Source organism: Shewanella chilikensis, from assembly GCF_002836945.1.
Lineage (GTDB): Bacteria > Pseudomonadota > Gammaproteobacteria > Enterobacterales > Shewanellaceae > Shewanella > Shewanella chilikensis.
The window spans coordinates 52,293-71,047 of the sequence record NZ_NIJM01000005.1; the positions used below are offsets into that span (position 1 = coordinate 52,293).

The following is an 18,755-nucleotide window of genomic DNA, read 5'->3' on the forward strand; positions in this document are numbered from 1 at the left end:
GGGGCTTAACGTCAGCAGATTCATTACAAAATCGTTAGTTATTCAGATGTTGACCGAACATTTTAGCAGTGCAGCCGTTACCTGGGCAATCGGCTTATGCCTTATCGAGCAAATTGTATTTTTTCAGTATGCCTCTGAGCTGATGGTAGCTAAGTCCCAGTAGCTCGGCGGTTTTCTTTTGATTGAACTGGCTGGCACTGAGCGCACGTTGAATCAGGTCGGTCTCGAAGTCTTCACAGCATTGTTTGAAGTCCACCGGGAACTGTATCTGGTTTGCCGAAGGTTCCGGGTTATCGCTCGTCGGTGCGGCGGCACTGCCGGCAAGGACTTCATTGCCAACATCAGCAGTCGCCAACTGGCGACTATGGGTCTTGACCCGCTTGGTGGGCCGGTAGGGCGAGGCAAAGGGGTCGAGCACTATGTTCTCAATCGGTTCGGGGTTATGGCCATGGCGATAGACGCTGCGCTCTATGGCATTTTTAAGCTCCCGAATATTACCCGGCCAGTTGTGATCCATCATGGTTGCCACGGCTGCGGCGGCAAAACCGGTGAACAGCTCCAGCTTGAGCTGGCGCGCCATGCCCACGGCAAAGTATTCGGCCAATGGCAGAATATCTTCCCGGCGGCAGCGCAGCGGCGGCAGGGTAATCACATCGAACGCCAAACGGTCGAGCAGATCGGCTCGAAACTCGCCAGCTTCCGCCAGACTGGGTAAGTCTTCATTGGCTGCGCAGATTAGGCGTACATCGGCATTGAGGGTCTTGCTGCCGCCCACCCTTTCATATTCACCATATTCAATGACCCGCAGCAGCTTCTCCTGAATGAGGCCGGACGTATTGGCCAGCTCATCAAGAAACAGGGTGCCGCCGTCGGCGCGCTCGAAGCGGCCTTCATGGCGTCCCTTGGCGCCGGTAAATGCGCCGGACTCATGGCCAAACAGTTCACTTTCCAGTAGATTTTCACTCAGAGAGGAACAATTGAGCTTGATAAAACTCTGATCCCAGCGTTGGGAAAGATAGTGCAGACGTTCGGCGATCAACTCTTTACCCGTCCCCCGCTCACCTATGATAAGCACAGGTTTGGACAGTGGTGCGATTTGGGAAACGTGCTCCAACACCTCCAACAGAGCATTGGATTGACCGATAAGATTGTCTTGCTGATAGGGATTGGCCACGATAACAGTTAGTCTTTAACGCTAATAATTGGTGAAAATCATAATATGCGGGTAGGTTAAATAAATAAAGCAAAAGTTAAGATTTATATTAACTAATTGATATTGTTAAGAAAATAAAAGTTGGCACGGGATCTGTATTACAAGAACCGAGACCCACAATAAATGTAGAGGACAGGATTATGGGAATTTTCACACGTTTTGCCGACATCATTAATGCCAACATCAGTGCCTTGCTGGACAAGGCAGAAGATCCGGAAAAAATGGTGCGCCTGATCATTCAGGAAATGGAAGATACCCTGGTTGAAGTGCGTTCTACTTCGGCTAAAGTATTGGCAGAGAAGAAAGAGTTGCTCCGCCGTATTGGCAAAGTGCAGCTTCAGGTGCAGGATTGGCAGGAAAAGGCCGAGCTGGCATTGACCAAGGACAGGGAAGATCTGGCCAAGGCCGCGCTGGTTGAAAAGCAAAAAGCCGCAGCGCTGGCGCAAACCCTGGAGCAAGAGCTCGAGGTGGTTGAAGAGCATATCGCCCGCCTGAAAGAGGAAGTGGGTCAACTGCAGGAAAAGCTGGCCGATGCCAAGGCTCGCCAGAAGACCATCATAATGCGCAAGCAAACTGCTTCTTCACGCCTGGAAGTGAAAAAGCAGCTGGATTCCAGCAAAATCGACAATGCCATGCTCAAGTTTGAACAGTATGAGCGTCGCATCGAAGGTCTGGAGGCTGAAGTTGAGTCCTATGATCTGGGTGGCAAGAAGTCCAGTCTGGAAGAGGAATTTGCGGCACTCAAGGCCGAAGATTCTGTCAGCGCCGAGCTGGAAGCCTTGAAGGCCAAGGTGAAAGGCGATAGCGCCAAAACCAAAAAATAATACAGACTCAGAGGTGATTTATGGATATGGACTTACTGCTGGCACCCCTGATTATCTTCATGATCTTTGTGGCGCCAATCTGGTTGATTCTGCATTATCGCAGTAAAAGTCAGGTGAGCCAGGGGCTTACCGAGGCAGAGTTCAAACAGCTTAACGATTTGATAGACACAGCTGATAAGATGGGCCAAAGGATTGAAACGCTGGAAGCCATCCTGGATGCCGAGTCCCCGGAATGGAGGCAACGTCATGACTGAATCAGGCAAGCGTACTCTTTACCGCATTCCCCAGCAAAGGAAGATAGCCGGGGTCTGTGCCGGGGTAGCCGAGTACTTTAATCTGGAACCTTGGTTGGTTCGGGTCGCTACGGTTTCAATCCTTGTGCTCGGTGGCTATGGAATGGTGATTATCACCTATCTGGTGCTGTGGATGATACTGGATGTCAAACCTTGGACAGCTAAAGACACCCATAAGGACATTGGGGTCAAGAAAAAGGTCTGGCAAGCCGGGGAGCCCGCCGGGCAAGCGCTCAGAGATGTAAGCAATCGCTTTCAATCGCTGGAGCATAGGCTCAGGGCACTCGAACAACATGTCACCTCTGAGCAGTTCGAGTTGAAAAGACAGTTCAACAACCTATAAATCCTTGTTCAAGGGGCGGTGTTTACCGCCCCGTTTGTTTGTATCAGGAGACTTATGGCAAGCGTCAGGCAAGAGTTCGGCAAACTCAAATATAAAACCCGCGAGTTGGCACAGCGCACTACAGACAGGCATCTTAGGTTGGCGGTTACCGGCCTTTCCGGCGCCGGCAAGACGGCCTTTATTACCGCGCTGGTGGATAGACTGCTGCGCGCCGGTACTGAGGCTGATGGCAGGGGCTTACCCCTATTTCAGGTGTGCCGCGACGGACGTTTACTCGGGGTTAGGCGGGAGCTGCAGCCGGATTTGACCATAGCCAGTTTTGACTTTGATGCGGCGATTGCCAGCTTGACCGCGGCCAGGCCCAGTTGGCCGGCATCGACCCGCAGCATCAGTGAGCTGCGGCTGACGCTCAAATATGTGCCTACAAGAGGGATGCTGGCAAAATTGGCTGACAGCGCCAAGCTGCATCTTGACATAGTCGATTACCCCGGGGAGTGGTTGCTGGACTTGCCCATGTTGAGTCAGGACTTTAACCGCTGGTCCGAAACCCGTTTTGCTCGGCAATCAACCCTGGAAGCCTCGCCTCTTTACCCTAAATTTGCTGCAGCGCTGGCGGCGCTGGATTTGTACGCCGATGCCGACGATCAGGCGCTGGCCGCCATTGCCGAAAGTTATCGGTTACTACTGCTGGATCTGGTGCATCAACAGGGGTTTTATCAGGCACAGCCGGGGCGAATGTTGCTGCCCGGAGAACTGGCCGGTACGCCACTTTTGGCCTTTTTTCCCCTGTTACCCGAGCAACTCAAAGACAAACAGCAACTGGCATCGGCCGGACGTCGCAGTAATTATCAGGTGCTCAGGCACAGATATCAGCAATATCTGGCCAAGGTGGTTAAGCCCTTCTATCAGGAGTATTTTGCCGGTTTCGACCGTCAGTTAATTCTGGTGGATTGTTTCAGCGCCCTTAATCGTGGCAAGGCGCAGTTTGAAGATATGGCCGAAGCACTCAATGCCATTAGCGCCAGCTTCCAGTATGGCCAGTCCAATTTGCTGCGCCGTTTGTTTGCTCCTCGAATAGATACTCTGCTGTTTGCCGCCAGTAAAGTCGATCAGGTGACCCGGGATCAGCAGGGCAATGTGTTGTCACTGCTCAGTGCCATGCTGGCGCCCAGTCGGCAACAGGCCGGATTTGCCGGCAGTAGGGTGGAAACCATGGCCATCAGCGCCATCAAGGCGACCCGTCACGGTATGGTAAAAGATGCCGATGGCGCAGAAGTGGAAGTAGTCTGTGGCAGGCGCATGAGCGATGGCCAGAAGGTGACCCTGTATCCGGGCGAGGTGCCCAGAGCCTTGCCTGAGAAAGCGTTTTGGCAAAGGCAGGGATTTCATTTCTGTGAGTTTGCGCCGCCCGACAGCCAACCGGAACTAGGCTATGAACATATCCGGCTCGATCACCTGCTGGAGTTTCTTTTGGGCGACAAGTTGAGGTAAGTCGTGGCAAAACACAGTTCAGAAAAGCGTGTTGACAATGCTGCCGGCAACGGCAGTCACGCTGATGAAGCGCAAACCACAGAGTTGGCGCCGCAGAGAATTTTCAGTCATCAGCCGGAATCCGCCGTCGAATTGGCCGCGGCCAAGGATTTCCAAGGCGATGACTTTGTTGAATACCCCACAGAAGCCGAACTGGAACAAGTGCTGAGTGCACAGCCCAAGGCAGATGAACTCATCTCCCTCAAGCCCAAACGCTGGTCCTGGTTGGCGCGTTTGGCTCTGCTGGGCGTGATGGCGGCTGTTGTGGTGCAGACACTGCTTGGTCTTATCGATGCCTGGCGGGAAAGCCCTTGGCTGTTTGGTTTTTACAGCCTGGTGCTAGCCTTGGTGCTGGCCTGGGTTGGCAAGCTTTGTTTCGGGGAGTGGCGTAAACTCAAACGCCTGCGCCAGGTGGAAGATACTCAGCAAACCGGGCAACGCCTGCTCGGCAGTATGCAGATGGGCGAAGCGCGCGATTTTATCTATGGTATTTGCAAGCAGATGCCCAAGGGGCCGGAGCAGGACAGGCTGCAGACGCTGCTGAATCCGGAGCAGAATGATGCTGAGCAGTTGCAACTGTTTGATCAGGTAGTGCTGACCGAGCGTGACAAGGTTGGAATGAAGCTGGTGCGCCGTTATGCGGCCGAATCGGCGCTGTTGTTGGCGGCCAGCCCGCTGGCGGTACTGGATATGGCGCTGATCCTCTGGCGCAATCAGAAGATGATCCAGGATATCGCCCGCTGTTATGGGGTAGAGCTGGGTTATTGGAGCCGTATTCGGCTGATCCGCGGGATCCTGGTTAATATTCTCTATGCAGGCACCACAGAGCTTGCCACCGACTTGGGTACCCAATTGCTGTCGGTAGAGATGTCCGGCAAGCTTTCGGCGCGGCTCGGTCAGGGACTGGGGGGCGGTTTGTTGACGGCGAGACTTGGCTATCAGGCGATGGCGCTTTGTCGGCCGCTGGCATTTTCCAGTGCCAGCAAGCCCAAACTGTCGCGGATCCACAAAGAACTACTATTGGAACTGAAGGATTTTTCCGCCTCAGTGCTGGCCAGAAAAACTGAACGTAACAAAGATTTTACAACCAAGGGGTAATGATTTTTGCTTGCCGATTTGGGCAAGTCTTGCTGACTCAGTATGTTGGTGCCAGGACAACTGAATCATCCCGGGCGAGAAGCCGAATAACAATATAAGGGATGGGCGGACTGACATGGGGAGTTAAGCATGCAACACAAGCAGCCAAAAGTACTGCACTCAGCCACACTGGCTATTCATGGTGGCCACTCTGGCGAGTCTTCCGGGGCATTGGTGTCGCCTTTATATCAGAGTGCCACCTTCTGTTTTGATACAGCCCAAAGCGGTGGTCGCCGCTTTGCCGGTGAAGAAGAGGGCTATATCTATACCCGCTTGGGTAACCCGACGGTTGCCGAGCTTGAGCGGCGTCTGGCGCTGCTTGAAGGCGCTGAAGCAGCAGCTGCTGCCGCGTCCGGCATGGGCGCGGTATCGGCGGCCTTGCTGGCATACTTGAGCTGTGGCGACCACCTGCTGGCTTCCTCGGCCGTCTATGGTTGCACTTTTTCATTGATGACAGAGCAGTTTGCCCGCTTCGGTATTGAGGTGTCTCTGGTGGATTTTGCCGATCTCGCGGCCGTCGAGGCGGCTATACGCCCCAACACTCGGGTGATTTTTTGCGAAACCCCGGTGAACCCGCATCTGGCCGTGTATGATCTCCGCGCCATAGCCGCTATCGCCAAGCGCCATCAACTGACCAGCATAGTGGACAACACCTTTATGACACCGTTGCTGCAGCAGCCACTGCAGTTGGGAATCGATCTTGTTGTTCACAGCGCCACCAAGTATCTCAATGGCCACGGCGATGTTATTGCCGGTATCATCTGTGGCTCACTGGCGGCGATAATGGCCATCAAGCAACAACAGCTAAAAGATATTGGCGCCGTGCTATCGCCTTTCGATGCCTGGTTGATTTTGCGAGGCCTGAAAACCCTCTCGGTGCGACTCGAACGTCATTGCGATAATGCCGAGCGCCTGGCGCAGTATCTCGAATCCCATCAAGCCGTGGCCAAGGTACATTATCCCGGGTTGGTTTCCCATCCGGGCCATCAGTTTATCGGCTCGCAGATGCGCAGGGCCGGTGGGGTGTTGGCGTTTGAGCTTAAGGCCGATTTGGAGCAGTCCATGGCCTTTGTCAATCGACTGGCACTATTCAAAATTGCTGTGAGTCTGGGAGATTGTGAGTCGCTTATTCAGCACCCGGCGTCCATGACCCATTCCCCCTATACTCAGGAGGCGCGTCTTAAAGCCGGCATAGGTGACAGCCTGCTGCGAATATCGGCCGGGCTCGAGGATGTGGATGACCTGATAGCCGATCTGGAGCAGGCACTGACAGTGATCAGTTAAAAGGGATAAGGCGAGCATGGCTCGCCTTATCTTTTCGGGCTTGAGAGAATCAAATGCCCCAGAAGGTGTGGGCTATGATATAGAGCACCAACATACTGATGAAGTTGATGATAACACCGACTCGCATCATTTCAGACTGCTTTATGTAGCCAGAGCCATAGACAATGGCGTTGGGTGGCGTGGCCACCGGCAGCATAAAGGCGCAGGATGCCGAAATACCTATGAGCACTGACAGCATCACAGGCGACAGCCCCAATGCTTCGGCGATAGCAGCAAACACAGGTACCAGCAGCGCAGCACTCGCGGTGTTACTGGCAAACTCTGTCAGCATGACCACAAAGAAAATGACCGCGAACACGAACAGCGACATATGGGTACTGCCGAAAATGTCTGTCATCCAATGGGCCAGGAAGACGCTGGTACCCGTGGCTTTCAGTACGGCACTCAGGGTCAGACCGCCGCCGAACAGTATCAGTACACCCCAATCGGTGGTTTTTTCTATCTTTTTCCAACCAACCAAGCCAAGTCCTGCCAGCAAAACTACTGCAGAAAGCGCGACTATGGTGTCAAACTGGCTGATACCACCGAGCGCCTCTGATAGGGGCTTACTGAAGATCCAGCAGCAAACTGTGGCCAGGAAAATAAGCAGGGTCAGTTTTCCCTGGAAACTCAGTTTCTGATTTTCGATATCCAGTTTGCATTCCACCGACAAGTCCGGTTTGAAATACAGATACAGGGCGATCAGCATGGTTGGCAGCATCAAGGCCACAGTCAAGAGACCAAACTCCAGCCAGTCGCTAAAGCTCAAGCCAGCTTGGGCAGCGGCAATGGCGTTTGGTGGACTACCTACCAGAGTGCCTATGCCACCAATGTTGGCCGAATAAGCGATACCCAGCAGCATAAAGACATAGGTGTTGTGTTGGCTCTCTCTATCCAGTTGCTGCAAGATCCCCAGTGCCAGAGGCAACATCATGGCCGCTGTGGCTGTGTTGCTGATCCACATAGACAGCAAAGCTGTTACTCCGAACAGCATCATACAGGCGATACTGAGTTTACCCTTGGAAGCCAGTAACACCTTTTGGGCTATAAGAGTATCGATTTTTTGATGGTGCAGGGCAGCAGCCAATACAAAACCACCAAAAAACAAATAGATAATTGGGTTGGCAAAGTTGCTCATGGCAGCTTTGGTTTCAAACACACCGAAAAATACCGCCAGAACCGGAATGAGTATCGCCGTGATACTCAAATGAATGGCTTCAGTAAGCCAGAGCACAGCGGCAAATACCAAGATAGACAGACCGGTATTTACCCCAGGTTCAAAGGGTAAAAAGTTGTGCAATAGGAAAAGCAGCAAGATATCTGCGGCTAAGATCAACATGTTACGTTGTTGGACGCTCTTCTCTGTCTGCGAAGGGGGTAAGCTTTCCGTTTGTTCTAAAGACATTCTTAACTTCCTCGTCTTGTTTTTATGGCAAGCAATTTAGGGTATAGCTCACATTTGGCAAAGGGCTTTATTGGGTAACTTAACCACCTTGCGTAATACATTTGTATGAGGAATCTATCACGAAATTGGAAAATTGGAGAGGTGGATCACCTAATTTTGATCGCCTTTGAGCGTTTTTTTGTTTCAAACGGTTAACTAAGAGGCACAGCCTCTATATTACTGAAAGAGAATGAAAGTTTAAAACGGTGATGCGTGTCACATTAAGCTGTTGTACTAATGTCTAGTTGCAATAATTTTGCAATATCCGTGCGCTGGTCTACATTTCTCTTAGGCCAAGGAAAAGGATCTCGGCCTCAATGACCATGACAAGGAGTCTTCAATGAAAACACCATTCTATGCTTTATTACTTGCAACTAGTTTGAGTTTCCCCCTTTACGCCGGAGAGCCCACCAAGGATAAAACTTCACAAACCCCGCAAGCCGGCCAAGCACAGGTTCACCAAATCAATATTAATACTGCTTCGGAATCTGAGCTGCAGCTACTGAAAGGGATTGGAGAAGCTAAGGCCAAAGCGATTGTGGAATATCGTAGCAGCCAAGGAAAATTCAAATCCATTGATGAGTTGGCTCAAGTGAAGGGGATTGGGGCTAAACTGGTCGAACAGAATAAACATCTATTGGTACTTTGAAGAGTAAGGGTAAACACAGGTTTTTGTTTATCTTATGTTCACTTAAAAGCACTAGGGGGCAAACGGAGGTTATTTCCCTTGATCCCGGCGGGGGCATGGTGGATAATCCACGGCGTTGCAGCAAGGCTGCAAATCTGTGGTGACCCCAGGGTCCCCCCGCAATGATAACTTGTGAACCCGGCCAGGCCCGGAAGGGAGCAACCGTAGCAAGTGACTCATGTGCCGGGGTGTGGCTCTGGGGGAACCTCCAATTCCAAACCTTTTCAAATGGTTAGCGCTGAAAGTACCTAAGGGGTCCACAAGGTGGTCCACTTTGAGTCTAGCTAAAGCCTCTAATCCAGCTCCTTACTTGTATCGATCCCGACATGGTGTCTGGTATGCCCGTGTAGTCGTTCCTGAAGACCGTAGAGATGCCATAGGGAAACGTGAACTTCGCAAGACACTTGCCACTAAAGACAAGCGCGAGGCTGTCCTGAGATCTTGGGATGTGCTTAAGGCTCTGCATGCCTTGGCTAAAGGCAAAGCATTGGCGACACAATCCCCATCAGCCAGCTTGGAGTCTTCTCAAGGTCGTGCTGTGGTATCGGCCCCAGTCCCTCCTGAGATTCCCCCCGTATCCCCCCAGTTACCTAAGTTGAGTCAGATAGCGGATGAATACAGCCGGGAAAAGGTCTTGGGTGGTGCATGGTCGAAACATACTGAGAGCGTCAACCGCAAGACATTCAGAGACATGATTGCCTTGCTGGGCGACCTTAGGATTGACCAGTTCACCAAGGAGCAGGCTCAGAGGTATAAGCAGCACTACAGTGCCAAGACTGACCTATCTGTTGCGACAATCAACAAGTATCTGACTAGGGTCACCGCCTTGTTGCAGTGGGCCTCAGCTCACTATGGGACACCCAATCCCATGGCAGGAATGAGCATTCGTGTGTCGGCAAAGGTGAAGGTGTCTAAAGAGCGGGAGGCGCTGACTCCATTCCAAATCAAGCAGTTATTCCAAGCACTGCCCATAGGTAACGCCAAAAGGTATGCCTACAGGTACTGGGTGCCTCGGCTTGCGGCGTACACTGGGGCCAGAGTCGGGGAGTTGGCTCAGTTGTATCTGGATGATTTCACGGTAATTGATGGTCATCCGTGCATCCTTATCCGAGCCAATCACCCAGACCAATCAATTAAGACCCCAAGCAGCGAGAGGGCCATCCCCATTCACCCTAAGCTGATAGCTCTGGGCTTCCTGCACTTTGTTGAGAGACAGCGAAGCCTAGGTCATCAGCGCCTGTTCCCTGAGTTGCCTAAACAGGAGGCTCGGGGTTACTCCCATGCTGTTTCTAAGTGGTTCCACAACTTCAAAAGGAAACTGGACTGGGGAGAGCGAGAGACCTTGCACGGTATACGCCATGCGGTGGCAACTCAGTTGAAGCGCAAGGAGTTTAGCTCTGATTTGGTCGCCGGGTTATTGGGGCATTCCCATGGTTCAATTACCTTCGACCGCTACGGGAAGGAGTACAAGGTAAACAACCTGCTCAGAGTGGTTGAGGCTCTGGATTGGGAATGAGGGCTGTAGACTCAAAGCTGAGCTCATCCTGAGTAAAAAATAGGGAAGTAACAACTATCCGTGTAATCCCAGACTTCAAGGATGGTCAGCCTTATTTCGTGGCTAAAGATGTCGCTGAGGCACTGGGCTACGGTCGAGATGCTGCAGCACCGCGCAAGGTTATCAGCAACATAGTGGCAAACCACTGCCCTAACCGCATCCAGATTACCCGCAAGGATGTGTCTTATGAAACACAAGACACATTCGGCAAGGCACCATCTTTAAACATCATCCCTGAGTCAGACCTTTACCGTCTGGTCATGCGTTCCAACCTGCCGTCTGCCCAAGCCTTCCAAGACTGGGTATGTGGCACAGTGCTACCTGCAATCCGTAAGGACGGTGCCTACATCATGGGCGAGGAGAAGGGAATAAACGGGAAATGAAGGGGGGGGCTGATGACCGTCCACGGGTCTAGACAACCAACAACGTACCCACTATGTCAAGCCGCGAGATTGCCGAGCTGACAGGCAAGACACATTTCAACGTCTGTGCTGACATCCGCAACATGCTGGCGCAACTTGGAGTAGGAGAATTGAAATTTCAATCGTCCTACTTGAGCAAGCAAAACAAGCAAGTCACTGAGTATCTTCTGCCGCGCCGCGAGTGCGAGATTTTGGTCTGTGGCTATGACGTAGGTCGTAGAGCCGCCGTAATCGACCGCTGGCTGGAGCTGGAGACCAAGCAACGCCAATTGCCCAAAATGACCCCGGCTCAGATGATTGCCGCTAAGGTTTACTGTCGATCAAGGGATGATCGGTTGATTGGAAGACCCGTGATGACCGTCACGAAAAATCCATGCGTATACGACTTGATTGTCTCAGGTGAGATCTTGCGGTGGTATGTTTGCCGACCAGATGAACACCACATACACACAGGAGGTAATCAATGACTATGGTCTACATCTTTAATGAATCCCATCCACTAGCTGCTGAGGTCGAGCTGCTGCCAGCTTTGCTTACCTCTGAGGCCCACAACGTCAAACAGAAAGACCCAGCCGCCATGGACTGGAAAGAGGTCACCCGAGAAGAAGCCAAGCAGGCACTATCTGAGGGCCTCCCGGTAATCTTCTCTGACGACTGCTGTACTTACCTTAAAGCAGCCTAAGGATGGCCCAGAGGCGCAGGGAGGCGCCAATAGACTGAGTATCTCCTGCTAAAGAGAGAGCTAGGAAGGTTTAACCCCCCTAGCCAACTCACTCTGACCAAACAACCGGGCAATGGCGAGGCAATGCGAAGGTGTTCTTTAAGAACGAGGGTAAAATTGCACCCGTTAATTTGGGCCGCCGAGACAGTCAAACCTTAGCCACTCAGGAAGCCCTCTATGCCTACGCTGGAAACAAGTGCTCCTGCAAAACTGCAGGTGCAAAACTTTGGGGCCGATAGAGGCTTCGCTACATGGGCAACTCAGGAAGCCCTCTATGCCTACGCTATGTGGTGCGATGTTGAGTTCTACATGGTGGTCGTGGATGCCTTCACCGCCCTGACTAACGGGGACATTGAGGAAGCCCAAGAGATTGCCCAGACCGTGGTGTCTGTCCATGAACAACGGGCCACTGAACTGTACCTCCAAGGCCATCACTGAGCAGGATGCATAGTCTGGCATCGACTAAGGCGACCTCTGGCTTGACTTTGAGACCCTCAGGACTGACGCCTGACACTCCCGACCAGCAATGGAATCTTGAGGCTGCCTGCTTAGGTGGGTAAATAATGCTCAGATTTATCGCAAAATTGTGTAGACACAAACCTGAAAATGTGGTATTTAGCCCAGCCCCCGTCTTTAGGTAGTCTTGAGGTATCCTTAGGTCTTAAGGTGTCCTTAGGTCTGAGGCTCTGTCTTGGGAGGGATATTATCCTGATTGGTTATACTGGCTGAGGAGAACCTTGGTCTTGAGGATCCTTAGGTCTGAGGAGTCTTAAGGTAAGGGAGACCGATACACGTAGACAGCAACACTTCGGAGGGTTGAGGATTACCTATGGCAGTCCCGAAGTCCCTTGGAGGGCCACTGAAACAGCAGAGGAAACTGTGTGGCCCAAAGGAAGCGAAGGAGAACCCAAAGTGACCTTGGCTTCTCTGTCGTATATGGAGGGACAATTGGCAGATGGTCTCCTGCTGGTGGTCTTGATGACCGTAGGCGGTCTCAGTGACAACACCAAAACAGGGAGGCAGAGACAAGGAATGCAGAAGATCCTCAGAACGCCTCAGAGCCTCGATTAGCCTCCAGTAATACCTTTGGCCTATCCAAGACTCTGGAGGCCACAGCAGATCATCCAGAGCGTTTACAGGCTCTTATTCCAGTGCCTCTTGACTGTCGCCAGAGACAATCCCAAGACCTCGCTTGCCTTGGATTGCGACAGCCCTTGCTCTCTTGCTTTCTTCACCGCCTCAGTAGTTCCCTTGGCTACAGGGCGGCCAAGCTTCTTGCCTTCAGCCTTGGCCCTTGCGAGTCCTTCCTGAGTACGCTCTACAATGCGGGACTTCTCGAACTCGGCAAAGGCAGTCATCAGGGACAGCATCAGCTTACCTTCAGGAGTGCTGAGGTCGGACACAGGCAAGTCTAGGGACTGGACGCTAATCCCCCTTGAGGTCAGATGCTGTATGGTCTGGAGCACGTCTATGGCATCCCGACCCAATCTATCCAGCTTCAAGACCACTAGGCGGTCTCCAGCTTCCAACTTGTGGTCTACTAGGTTCTTGAAAGCTGGCCGAGCCATGGCTGCTACGCCTCCAGAGATAGACTCGCTAATGATACGACTATCCAGTAGCTCTGGGATGCGCTCCTTGAGCTGGTGGGCTTGAGTCTCGGCATTCTGCTCGACAGTGGAAACACGACAGTAAGCAAAGGTTCTCATGGGTTCACTCTCGGTGGTGTCATAATCGGTATCAAGAATGATCTTGGGGTTCAACAATGTCAAGTGCTATTTTGTTGATACCAGATAAGACCCACAATTCCTAGTGTCATAAAACGATGGTTTGTTGAGCCTATGGATGGTGTCTGTGGTTGGCCTGAGAGTGTCTTGGGGAAACGAAGGACAGAAAATAAATCGATAGGGGGTACGGGGGGAAATTGGCGCAAAGGCTATATCTAGAAAGGCCTCAGAAATTTTTCTAGTATTTCGATGCCTGTCCCTTCAGTAGATGGAAGGATATGCGCATGGAGTAATATGATGGGATGTCTTATGATAAGGCAGCCACTTGATCGTTTACAATAGTGTCAGTGTATAGTGGCATACAGTATATGCATTAAACCTACATTACACCTCAATCGCCATAAATAGCCGAACCGAATACTGTTACATTGTCACAGTGCCGTGTCTATTTGCCAGGAAATGGGAAAACTTTATCCATAAGGAATATATATATGAAAAAAGGATTGTTAATTACTCAGGATATTACTGCTGGTAATAGTGGCTTCTCTTTAAATCAACCACTTAGTCCACAGAAACTAAGGCAATACGCACTATTTTGGGATGAGATCGCTTGTCCCCAAAGTAACATATTCCACTTTGGGATGGGGCCTGATTATGAGTATTTAATTGAAGCTGGAATAGCGAAATACGAAACAGTTAATTTTTCCGGCTCAATCCGTGGAGATGCTAAGTATTGGATAGAGTTGCAGGAAGCAGCTTTCCAAAAGCTAACCATGAGAGATGAATCAAAGTGGAGCTTAGCGTCTGAAGTGAAGTCATTAGGTATGAGCAGCCCAAGTCAACATGCTCATTCGACTTTATGTCTGCATCTAGTTGATTCAATTCAGGTGTTTACTGGAGACGTGCCTTTGGCGGAAATTCTTGAGTTCAAACAGCGGAGACATGATGAGTTAATAGAGTTTCGTGACAGTATTGATGAGCTGGTAGAACAAACTATATTCACTGCTGACACTTCTGAAGCTATTAAACGACAGATTCGTAAGGTTGAACGTGACTTAAATGAAGTCAATCGAGTTATGTCAGAGAGTAGGTATCCAACACTAAAGACTTGCGCAACCAATGTACTAACGGCTGATGGAGTTCTTGGCCTTGTTGCTCCTGCTCTTTTGGCTATGGAGCTTCCTTTGGAATCCAACGTAAAGACTGCCTTGGCTATCGGTTCAGGTATTGCGTTTAGTTTGTATAAAGGTCGCCATACAAATGTCCTTCCTCGCAACCTCAAACAATACGCTTACGTGGCTCATGCGAGAAAGGAGCTTATATAAACTACTGTCCTCAGTTTGCCCTGCATCTTTCAGCTCAGACTGGAGTTTAACAAATACTTCTTCGTTGTTTAGTGTTTTAGCAAAGTCGTGTCCTTGGTGGCTAAGCCTCAGAGAAATATTTGCTAGTCGATAGCTTCGCGCTAGGGCTTGAGGGCCCACTTCGAAAAGTGACTGATTGCTCACTAACCCATTTTCAATACTGTCTTTGTCTAATTATCGGCAAGAGTATCATGGACGTCTATTTTGTAGACACTAAAGTGTTGACTTGGAGCTAGAGTAAGGGATACAAATTGTGGGTCATTCAACAGATTAATCCACTTAGGTGTCTTCAAGCGTGTGAATGGATGCTTACCTCGCGTCCTCCCCGCAATGATAACTTGTGAACCCGGCCAGGCCCGGAAGGGAGCAACCGTAGCAAGTGACTCATGTGCCGGGGTGTGGCTCTGGGGGAACCTCCAATTCCAAACCTTTTCAAATGGTTAGCTTGAGATAAACCTTGGTGATACACAAGGTGGTACACTTTGAGTCTAGCTAAAGCCGATTTCCACCCTTATCTCTGTTACTCCCGACACGATATTTGATGCGCCAGAAGCGCAGCCCCTCTATAGCGAAGACGCGCCAATGGCTACCATTAACACTTTCGTTTGGTATAAACAGCTGGCTACATGGACTGCGATGGCTTGGCTACCACCTCATTAACGGCCAAAACAAGACCGCCAAGAAGTAAAAAAATAGCAGCAGAGCGGCGACTTTATTTCCGCTGGTGAGGCTCAAACCCAGAGTTATCCGTGTTTCTTGATAACTGGGCCTGTGCTACCCCAGCGCTTGCTGCTCGGTTTCCAGTTTCGGGGGCAATTTGGATTTCAAAAACGCCCGCGATTTCTCTAATGCCTGGTAGATCTCGTTGCGCATTCTATCTTGCTCTTGGTAGTCGCCGTAGAAATAGGTGTCCACCAGATGGTGAATGTAGCGCACCGGTAGTTGATTGAGCGTGATACAAGCCAGATCTGCCACATAGTCGGTTGGCAGCTCATCCATCAACCCCTCTTCAGCGAGGATTTCCATTAACATCACTTCGTAGTAGTTGCGGATCTCTAGCTGCATAGGTGACGCTCCCAAAGTTTTGCTGCGTTAGGCTTGGTTGGTAGCAATTGGTTCGTAGCCTTTAGCGATACAGCTTAGTCGCGGCGCGAAATAATTGACTGTGTCTGAATGTTAATTGTAGAGGGTCTTTGCAGTATCCGCCTCCCGTGACACAGGCTATTGGTATTGCCGCGTCTCTGGCATGACGCAATACGCTCATATCCCGTTTGAATATGCCCTCAAGGCTGAGCTGCAGCAAACCGAGTTCATCTTCAGCATGCACATCGACCCCAGCGTCATAAAGAATGAGATCCGGCCTATGAGTCAAGAGCAGCAAAGGCAGTATCTGCTCCAGCGTTGAGAGGTACTCGTCATCAGCAGCTCCTTTTTCAAGCTCGATATCATAGTGAGAGTCTGCTTTACGGGCGGGGAAGTTTTGTCGGCAGTGTATTGAGCAACTGATGATGTTCGCATCGCCGGCTGTCATGGTGGCTGTGCCGTCGCCTTGATGGACGTCGCAGTCGATAATCAAAATCTTGTCCGCCAGCCCTTGGTTTATCATGCGTCTGGCACTGTAGACCAGGTCGTTGAAAATACAGTAACCGCTGCCAAAGTTTTGGTGAGCGTGATGGTAACCACCGCTGATATGCAGCGCTATGCCGTGCTCGAGCGCTTTTCGCGCCGCCAGCTCAGTACCGGCGACTGAGTGCAGTGTCCGCGCTAGCAGATGCTCGCTCCAGGGAAAGCCTATGCGGCGCATTGCCTTAGGATCCAACTGGTTGTGCATAAACCCGGCAACATATAGAGGACAATGCACAGAGGCGAGGGCAGTTTGGTTTGCAGGCTTTGGGGAACAGAGGCTAAATTGCCCGGAAAATGGAGTTTGGCACAGATACTCAAACAGGCGTTGATATTTGCTGATTGGAAATCTGTGCCGGGATGGTAACGCCAGCCTAGAATAGCTGGCGTGATACACCAAAGGGAGCATCTATCAGAGCTGTTTGATGGCCCAGCTCATGAACTCTTTGCGAGTCGCTTCATCGGCCTGTAACCACCAGTATTGCAGCATTTGCTGGGCATGGGCGGCACTGTCACCACCTTGGCCACTGGCCTTGGAAGCTGCTGGCATTGTCATGGCACTGACAGGTGATGGCTGGGATACAGGTGCCACAGGTTGGTTGGCGGCCATGTTACCTGAGGTTACGGCTGCAGCGGCGGTTTCAACATCTGGACCCTTGTTGCCATTGAACAGCTGTGACAGGAAAGTGGTTTCTTTCAGTTGAGTCAGTTCCACCTGGTAGTTGACCTGGCCCTTATCGGCGCGGGTAATGACGACCTGAGGGGTTTTGGCAAACTCTTTGGGTTTTTTGACGTAGTCACCATCGGCAGGCTTAAGGATGTACTCGTTGTCGCCTTCGGCTTTCAAGGTCAGAATGAAAGGAGAAGACTTAACGAAGCTTTGACTGTCGGAAAACTCATCATCGACCATGTCATGATAACGAATAGCAATCTTGTGGACACCTTCGGACAGTGCCAGCTCAGATTTGTGGTTGAAGTTGCTGGTTTCAATTTCTTTGCCATCCAGAGCCAGATATTCAAAAGACATAGGGATGGTCAGATTGGCCGCAAATACCGAGGAAGTGCTGAGCAGGGCCAGTATGGCCGAGGCGGTCAAGCGTAGTTTCATTGTTGCTCCTTAACGATTGTAACTCTGATGCGGACGTTCAAATGCCTGAATGCGATCTTCAATATAGCTGATCGCCTGCCTGCACTTACCGAGGCGGCGATGCATCAAAAGGATGTCATTCTGGACGGGGATTTTGTCAGTACTATGACAGTTTTCAAGCTTTGATTGCAATTGTTCAATCTTTTGTTCTATTTTTTTGGCCCAGTTCAGATGTTTGTTCAGCTCTTCGTACAATTGATGGCTGTTTTGCATAACACCTGCAGCTATCCAGCCAAAACCACTTTCCTGGTGTCGGCGGCCCTGACGTTGTTGGTAGCTTCTCCGCTTGCTGGCCTGCTGTAGCTTCTGGACCCTGGCGTTGAGACCTGTGGTGCCAAGGGCCCGTTTCAGGGCGACAAACCTGTCCTGAATACGCTCGCAGCTTAAGGCTATAGTGTGTTGGGCCAACTGATGGCGCAACTGTTTTTCCAGCTGATCTATGCTCTTGTGCAGCTGTTCCACACAGGGATAGAGCTGGGCACCATGCTGAATAAACAGTTCGCTGTTGAAGCGTTCAGTATCCTGCAGCAGTTTGCGCTGCGCCGCTGGTAAAGAAGCATCATGTTGCAGCACTTCTTGCTCCAACTGCCTGAGTTGTTCCCGCAGGCGTTGTACCAGTTGATTGGTGTTCAAAACCAGGCACTCCAGGCTAGATTGGCGGCGATAAGCACCACAATAGCAATAAAGAGTGGCCTGATAAACGGCATTCCGAAGCGGATAGCCGAGTGAGCGCCGATATAAGAACCCAGCATCATACACAAGCCCATCACCACACCGACCAAAAGGTGCACTTTACCTAGCAGTAGGAAAATCATCAATGCCGTGATATTGCTGACAAAAGTCATTGCCCTGGCCAAGGCGCTGCTGTGCAGGAAGGGCAGGCGGTAAAGTGCGGTCGAGCTGACCGCCCAAAAGGCGCCAATGCCCGGGCCGGCAAAGCCGTCGTAGGCGCCAAGCCCCAGCCCCTGAAGTATCTGTTTATGTTTTGCCGGCGTTTCGGTGACGGGTTTACACTGGCTACAGCCCATGGCTCCGGGTGAAAACAGCGAATAGAGTGCGATGGCGATAATAAGTAGTGGCAGAATTTTTTCCAGCCAACGGGTATCGATGAGATAAACGGCAATGCTGCCGATAACGGCGCCTATGGCGGTGGCAATAAAGGCGAACAGCCAGAACTTTGGCGTCAGCAACTGCTTGCGGTAATAGGTAAATGCCGCCATGGAGGAGCCGAAGCAGGCAGCCAGCTTATTGGTCCCCAGAGCCAGATGAGGCGGCATGCCCACGGTCAGCAAGGCAGGAATGGACAGCAGGCCGCCGCCACCGACTACGGCATCAATAAATCCGGCCAGCAGGCCGACTGCGGCCAATATGGCCCAGCTGCTGGGTTCGAGCAGAATATCCACT

At 51.3% G+C, this 18,755-nt stretch carries 22 protein-coding genes and 2 other RNA genes; 16 read left to right on the forward strand and 8 right to left on the reverse strand.

The features are described from left to right. Positions 1-94: 94 nt before the first annotated feature. Positions 95-1,174: a phage shock protein operon transcriptional activator gene (pspF, locus tag CX651_RS02905; protein WP_101053372.1), complete on the reverse strand. Its 1,080-nt coding sequence runs from the start codon at positions 1,172-1,174 to the stop codon at positions 95-97. A 179-nt stretch (positions 1,175-1,353) separates the two neighbouring features. Between pspF and pspA the strand changes: the two genes are divergently transcribed. The 6 genes from pspA to CX651_RS02935 all read left to right on the forward strand — a co-directional run bounded on the left by pspA (position 1,354) and on the right by CX651_RS02935 (position 6,624). Beyond that, the gene (gene pspA / locus CX651_RS02910; protein WP_039033897.1) at positions 1,354-2,037 is read left to right on the forward strand and encodes a phage shock protein PspA; all 684 of its coding nucleotides are present in this window, start codon (positions 1,354-1,356) and stop codon (positions 2,035-2,037) included. A gap of 20 nt (positions 2,038-2,057) precedes the next feature. Beyond that, positions 2,058-2,291, forward strand: a complete 234-nt coding sequence (gene pspB / locus CX651_RS02915) for an envelope stress response membrane protein PspB (protein WP_101053374.1) — start codon at positions 2,058-2,060, stop codon at positions 2,289-2,291. Continuing rightward, positions 2,284-2,673, forward strand: a complete 390-nt coding sequence (pspC, locus tag CX651_RS02920; RefSeq protein ID WP_101053376.1) for an envelope stress response membrane protein PspC — start codon at positions 2,284-2,286, stop codon at positions 2,671-2,673. Before pspB ends, pspC begins: the two co-directional genes overlap by 8 nt. Before the next feature lie 54 nt (positions 2,674-2,727). Then, positions 2,728-4,164 (forward strand): YcjX family GTP-binding protein, encoded by a 1,437-nt coding sequence (locus CX651_RS02925; protein ID WP_101053378.1) that lies wholly within the window; start codon positions 2,728-2,730, stop codon positions 4,162-4,164. A 3-nt stretch (positions 4,165-4,167) separates the two neighbouring features. Then, complete coding sequence (locus CX651_RS02930) at positions 4,168-5,301, forward strand: TIGR01620 family protein (protein WP_101053380.1); 1,134 nt, start codon at positions 4,168-4,170, stop codon at positions 5,299-5,301. A 129-nt stretch (positions 5,302-5,430) separates the two neighbouring features. Continuing rightward, complete coding sequence (locus tag CX651_RS02935) at positions 5,431-6,624, forward strand: trans-sulfuration enzyme family protein (protein ID WP_101053382.1); 1,194 nt, start codon at positions 5,431-5,433, stop codon at positions 6,622-6,624. A gap of 49 nt (positions 6,625-6,673) precedes the next feature. Here the strand turns inward: CX651_RS02935 and CX651_RS02940 are convergent, their stop codons facing one another. Next, entirely contained in the window at positions 6,674-8,068 is a 1,395-nt protein-coding gene (locus CX651_RS02940; RefSeq protein WP_101053384.1) for a DASS family sodium-coupled anion symporter, read from the reverse strand. Between the two features lie 379 nt (positions 8,069-8,447). On the opposite strand from CX651_RS02940, the gene CX651_RS02945 reads away from it, so the two are divergent. The 8 genes from CX651_RS02945 (at position 8,448) to CX651_RS20230 (ending at position 12,564) form a co-directional block, all read left to right on the forward strand. After that, positions 8,448-8,756 (forward strand): ComEA family DNA-binding protein, encoded by a 309-nt coding sequence (locus tag CX651_RS02945; RefSeq protein WP_101053386.1) that lies wholly within the window; start codon positions 8,448-8,450, stop codon positions 8,754-8,756. Between the two features lie 145 nt (positions 8,757-8,901). Continuing rightward, positions 8,902-8,998: signal recognition particle sRNA small type (gene ffs / locus CX651_RS02950), an RNA gene on the forward strand. Positions 8,999-9,105: 107 nt separating this feature from the next. Beyond that, positions 9,106-10,311 (forward strand): site-specific integrase, encoded by a 1,206-nt coding sequence (locus CX651_RS02955; RefSeq protein ID WP_146225987.1) that lies wholly within the window; start codon positions 9,106-9,108, stop codon positions 10,309-10,311. A 65-nt stretch (positions 10,312-10,376) separates the two neighbouring features. Further along, the gene (locus CX651_RS02960; protein ID WP_268249206.1) at positions 10,377-10,733 is read left to right on the forward strand and encodes a BRO-N domain-containing protein; all 357 of its coding nucleotides are present in this window, start codon (positions 10,377-10,379) and stop codon (positions 10,731-10,733) included. 53 nt (positions 10,734-10,786) lie between these two features. Next, complete coding sequence (locus CX651_RS02965; protein WP_101053392.1) at positions 10,787-11,239, forward strand: Rha family transcriptional regulator; 453 nt, start codon at positions 10,787-10,789, stop codon at positions 11,237-11,239. Then, positions 11,236-11,454, forward strand: a complete 219-nt coding sequence (locus CX651_RS02970) for a hypothetical protein (RefSeq protein WP_045282675.1) — start codon at positions 11,236-11,238, stop codon at positions 11,452-11,454. Before CX651_RS02965 ends, CX651_RS02970 begins: the two co-directional genes overlap by 4 nt. 216 nt (positions 11,455-11,670) lie before the next feature. Continuing rightward, the gene (locus tag CX651_RS02975) at positions 11,671-11,931 is read left to right on the forward strand and encodes a hypothetical protein (RefSeq protein WP_101053394.1); all 261 of its coding nucleotides are present in this window, start codon (positions 11,671-11,673) and stop codon (positions 11,929-11,931) included. A gap of 510 nt (positions 11,932-12,441) precedes the next feature. Continuing rightward, complete coding sequence (locus tag CX651_RS20230; RefSeq protein WP_257581628.1) at positions 12,442-12,564, forward strand: hypothetical protein; 123 nt, start codon at positions 12,442-12,444, stop codon at positions 12,562-12,564. A 62-nt stretch (positions 12,565-12,626) separates the two neighbouring features. Here the strand turns inward: CX651_RS20230 and CX651_RS02980 are convergent, their stop codons facing one another. Beyond that, entirely contained in the window at positions 12,627-13,262 is a 636-nt protein-coding gene (locus tag CX651_RS02980) for a recombinase family protein (protein ID WP_308427923.1), read from the reverse strand. Positions 13,263-13,708: 446 nt separating this feature from the next. On the opposite strand from CX651_RS02980, the gene CX651_RS02985 reads away from it, so the two are divergent. Together CX651_RS02985 and ffs (CX651_RS02990) are read left to right on the forward strand one after the other, a co-directional pair. Next, on the forward strand, positions 13,709-14,542 hold the full coding sequence (locus CX651_RS02985; RefSeq protein WP_101053396.1) for a DUF6236 family protein: 834 nt from the start codon (positions 13,709-13,711) through the stop codon (positions 14,540-14,542). Positions 14,543-14,894: 352 nt separating this feature from the next. Next, an RNA gene (gene ffs, locus CX651_RS02990) (signal recognition particle sRNA small type) lies at positions 14,895-14,992 on the forward strand. A gap of 363 nt (positions 14,993-15,355) precedes the next feature. Here ffs (CX651_RS02990) and CX651_RS02995 read toward each other — a convergent pair. From CX651_RS02995 to CX651_RS03015, 5 genes are all read right to left on the reverse strand, one after another. Then, positions 15,356-15,646 (reverse strand): late competence development ComFB family protein, encoded by a 291-nt coding sequence (locus CX651_RS02995; protein ID WP_101053398.1) that lies wholly within the window; start codon positions 15,644-15,646, stop codon positions 15,356-15,358. A 61-nt stretch (positions 15,647-15,707) separates the two neighbouring features. Continuing rightward, positions 15,708-16,613: a histone deacetylase family protein gene (locus tag CX651_RS03000; RefSeq protein ID WP_101053400.1), complete on the reverse strand. Its 906-nt coding sequence runs from the start codon at positions 16,611-16,613 to the stop codon at positions 15,708-15,710. A gap of 3 nt (positions 16,614-16,616) precedes the next feature. Then, positions 16,617-17,312, reverse strand: coding sequence for a DUF2057 domain-containing protein (locus CX651_RS03005; RefSeq protein WP_101053402.1), 696 nt, complete (start codon positions 17,310-17,312; stop codon positions 16,617-16,619). Between the two features lie 9 nt (positions 17,313-17,321). After that, on the reverse strand, positions 17,322-17,984 hold the full coding sequence (locus tag CX651_RS03010) for a primosomal replication protein (protein WP_101053404.1): 663 nt from the start codon (positions 17,982-17,984) through the stop codon (positions 17,322-17,324). After that, positions 17,981-18,754: a TSUP family transporter gene (locus CX651_RS03015; protein ID WP_101053406.1), complete on the reverse strand. Its 774-nt coding sequence runs from the start codon at positions 18,752-18,754 to the stop codon at positions 17,981-17,983. Before CX651_RS03015 ends, CX651_RS03010 begins: the two co-directional genes overlap by 4 nt. Position 18,755 lies beyond the last annotated feature (1 nt).

What these genes read in the sequence shown, in the direction of transcription:
- pspA (WP_039033897.1), top strand. Translation starts at nt 1,354, where the DNA reads ATGGGAATTTTCACACGTTTTGCCGACATCATTAATGCCAACATCAGT.
- pspB (WP_101053374.1), top strand. Translation starts at nt 2,058, where the DNA reads ATGGATATGGACTTACTGCTGGCACCCCTGATTATCTTCATGATCTTT.
- pspC (WP_101053376.1), top strand. Translation starts at nt 2,284, where the DNA reads ATGACTGAATCAGGCAAGCGTACTCTTTACCGCATTCCCCAGCAAAGG.
- CX651_RS02925 (WP_101053378.1), top strand. Translation starts at nt 2,728, where the DNA reads ATGGCAAGCGTCAGGCAAGAGTTCGGCAAACTCAAATATAAAACCCGC.
- CX651_RS02935 (WP_101053382.1), top strand. Translation starts at nt 5,431, where the DNA reads ATGCAACACAAGCAGCCAAAAGTACTGCACTCAGCCACACTGGCTATT.
- CX651_RS02940 (WP_101053384.1), bottom strand. Translation starts at nt 8,068, where the DNA reads ATGTCTTTAGAACAAACGGAAAGCTTACCCCCTTCGCAGACAGAGAAG.
- CX651_RS02945 (WP_101053386.1), top strand. Translation starts at nt 8,448, where the DNA reads ATGAAAACACCATTCTATGCTTTATTACTTGCAACTAGTTTGAGTTTC.
- CX651_RS02965 (WP_101053392.1), top strand. Translation starts at nt 10,787, where the DNA reads ATGTCAAGCCGCGAGATTGCCGAGCTGACAGGCAAGACACATTTCAAC.
- CX651_RS02970 (WP_045282675.1), top strand. Translation starts at nt 11,236, where the DNA reads ATGACTATGGTCTACATCTTTAATGAATCCCATCCACTAGCTGCTGAG.
- CX651_RS02975 (WP_101053394.1), top strand. Translation starts at nt 11,671, where the DNA reads ATGCCTACGCTGGAAACAAGTGCTCCTGCAAAACTGCAGGTGCAAAAC.
- CX651_RS02985 (WP_101053396.1), top strand. Translation starts at nt 13,709, where the DNA reads ATGAAAAAAGGATTGTTAATTACTCAGGATATTACTGCTGGTAATAGT.
- CX651_RS02995 (WP_101053398.1), bottom strand. Translation starts at nt 15,646, where the DNA reads ATGCAGCTAGAGATCCGCAACTACTACGAAGTGATGTTAATGGAAATC.
- CX651_RS03000 (WP_101053400.1), bottom strand. Translation starts at nt 16,613, where the DNA reads ATGCTCCCTTTGGTGTATCACGCCAGCTATTCTAGGCTGGCGTTACCA.
- CX651_RS03005 (WP_101053402.1), bottom strand. Translation starts at nt 17,312, where the DNA reads ATGAAACTACGCTTGACCGCCTCGGCCATACTGGCCCTGCTCAGCACT.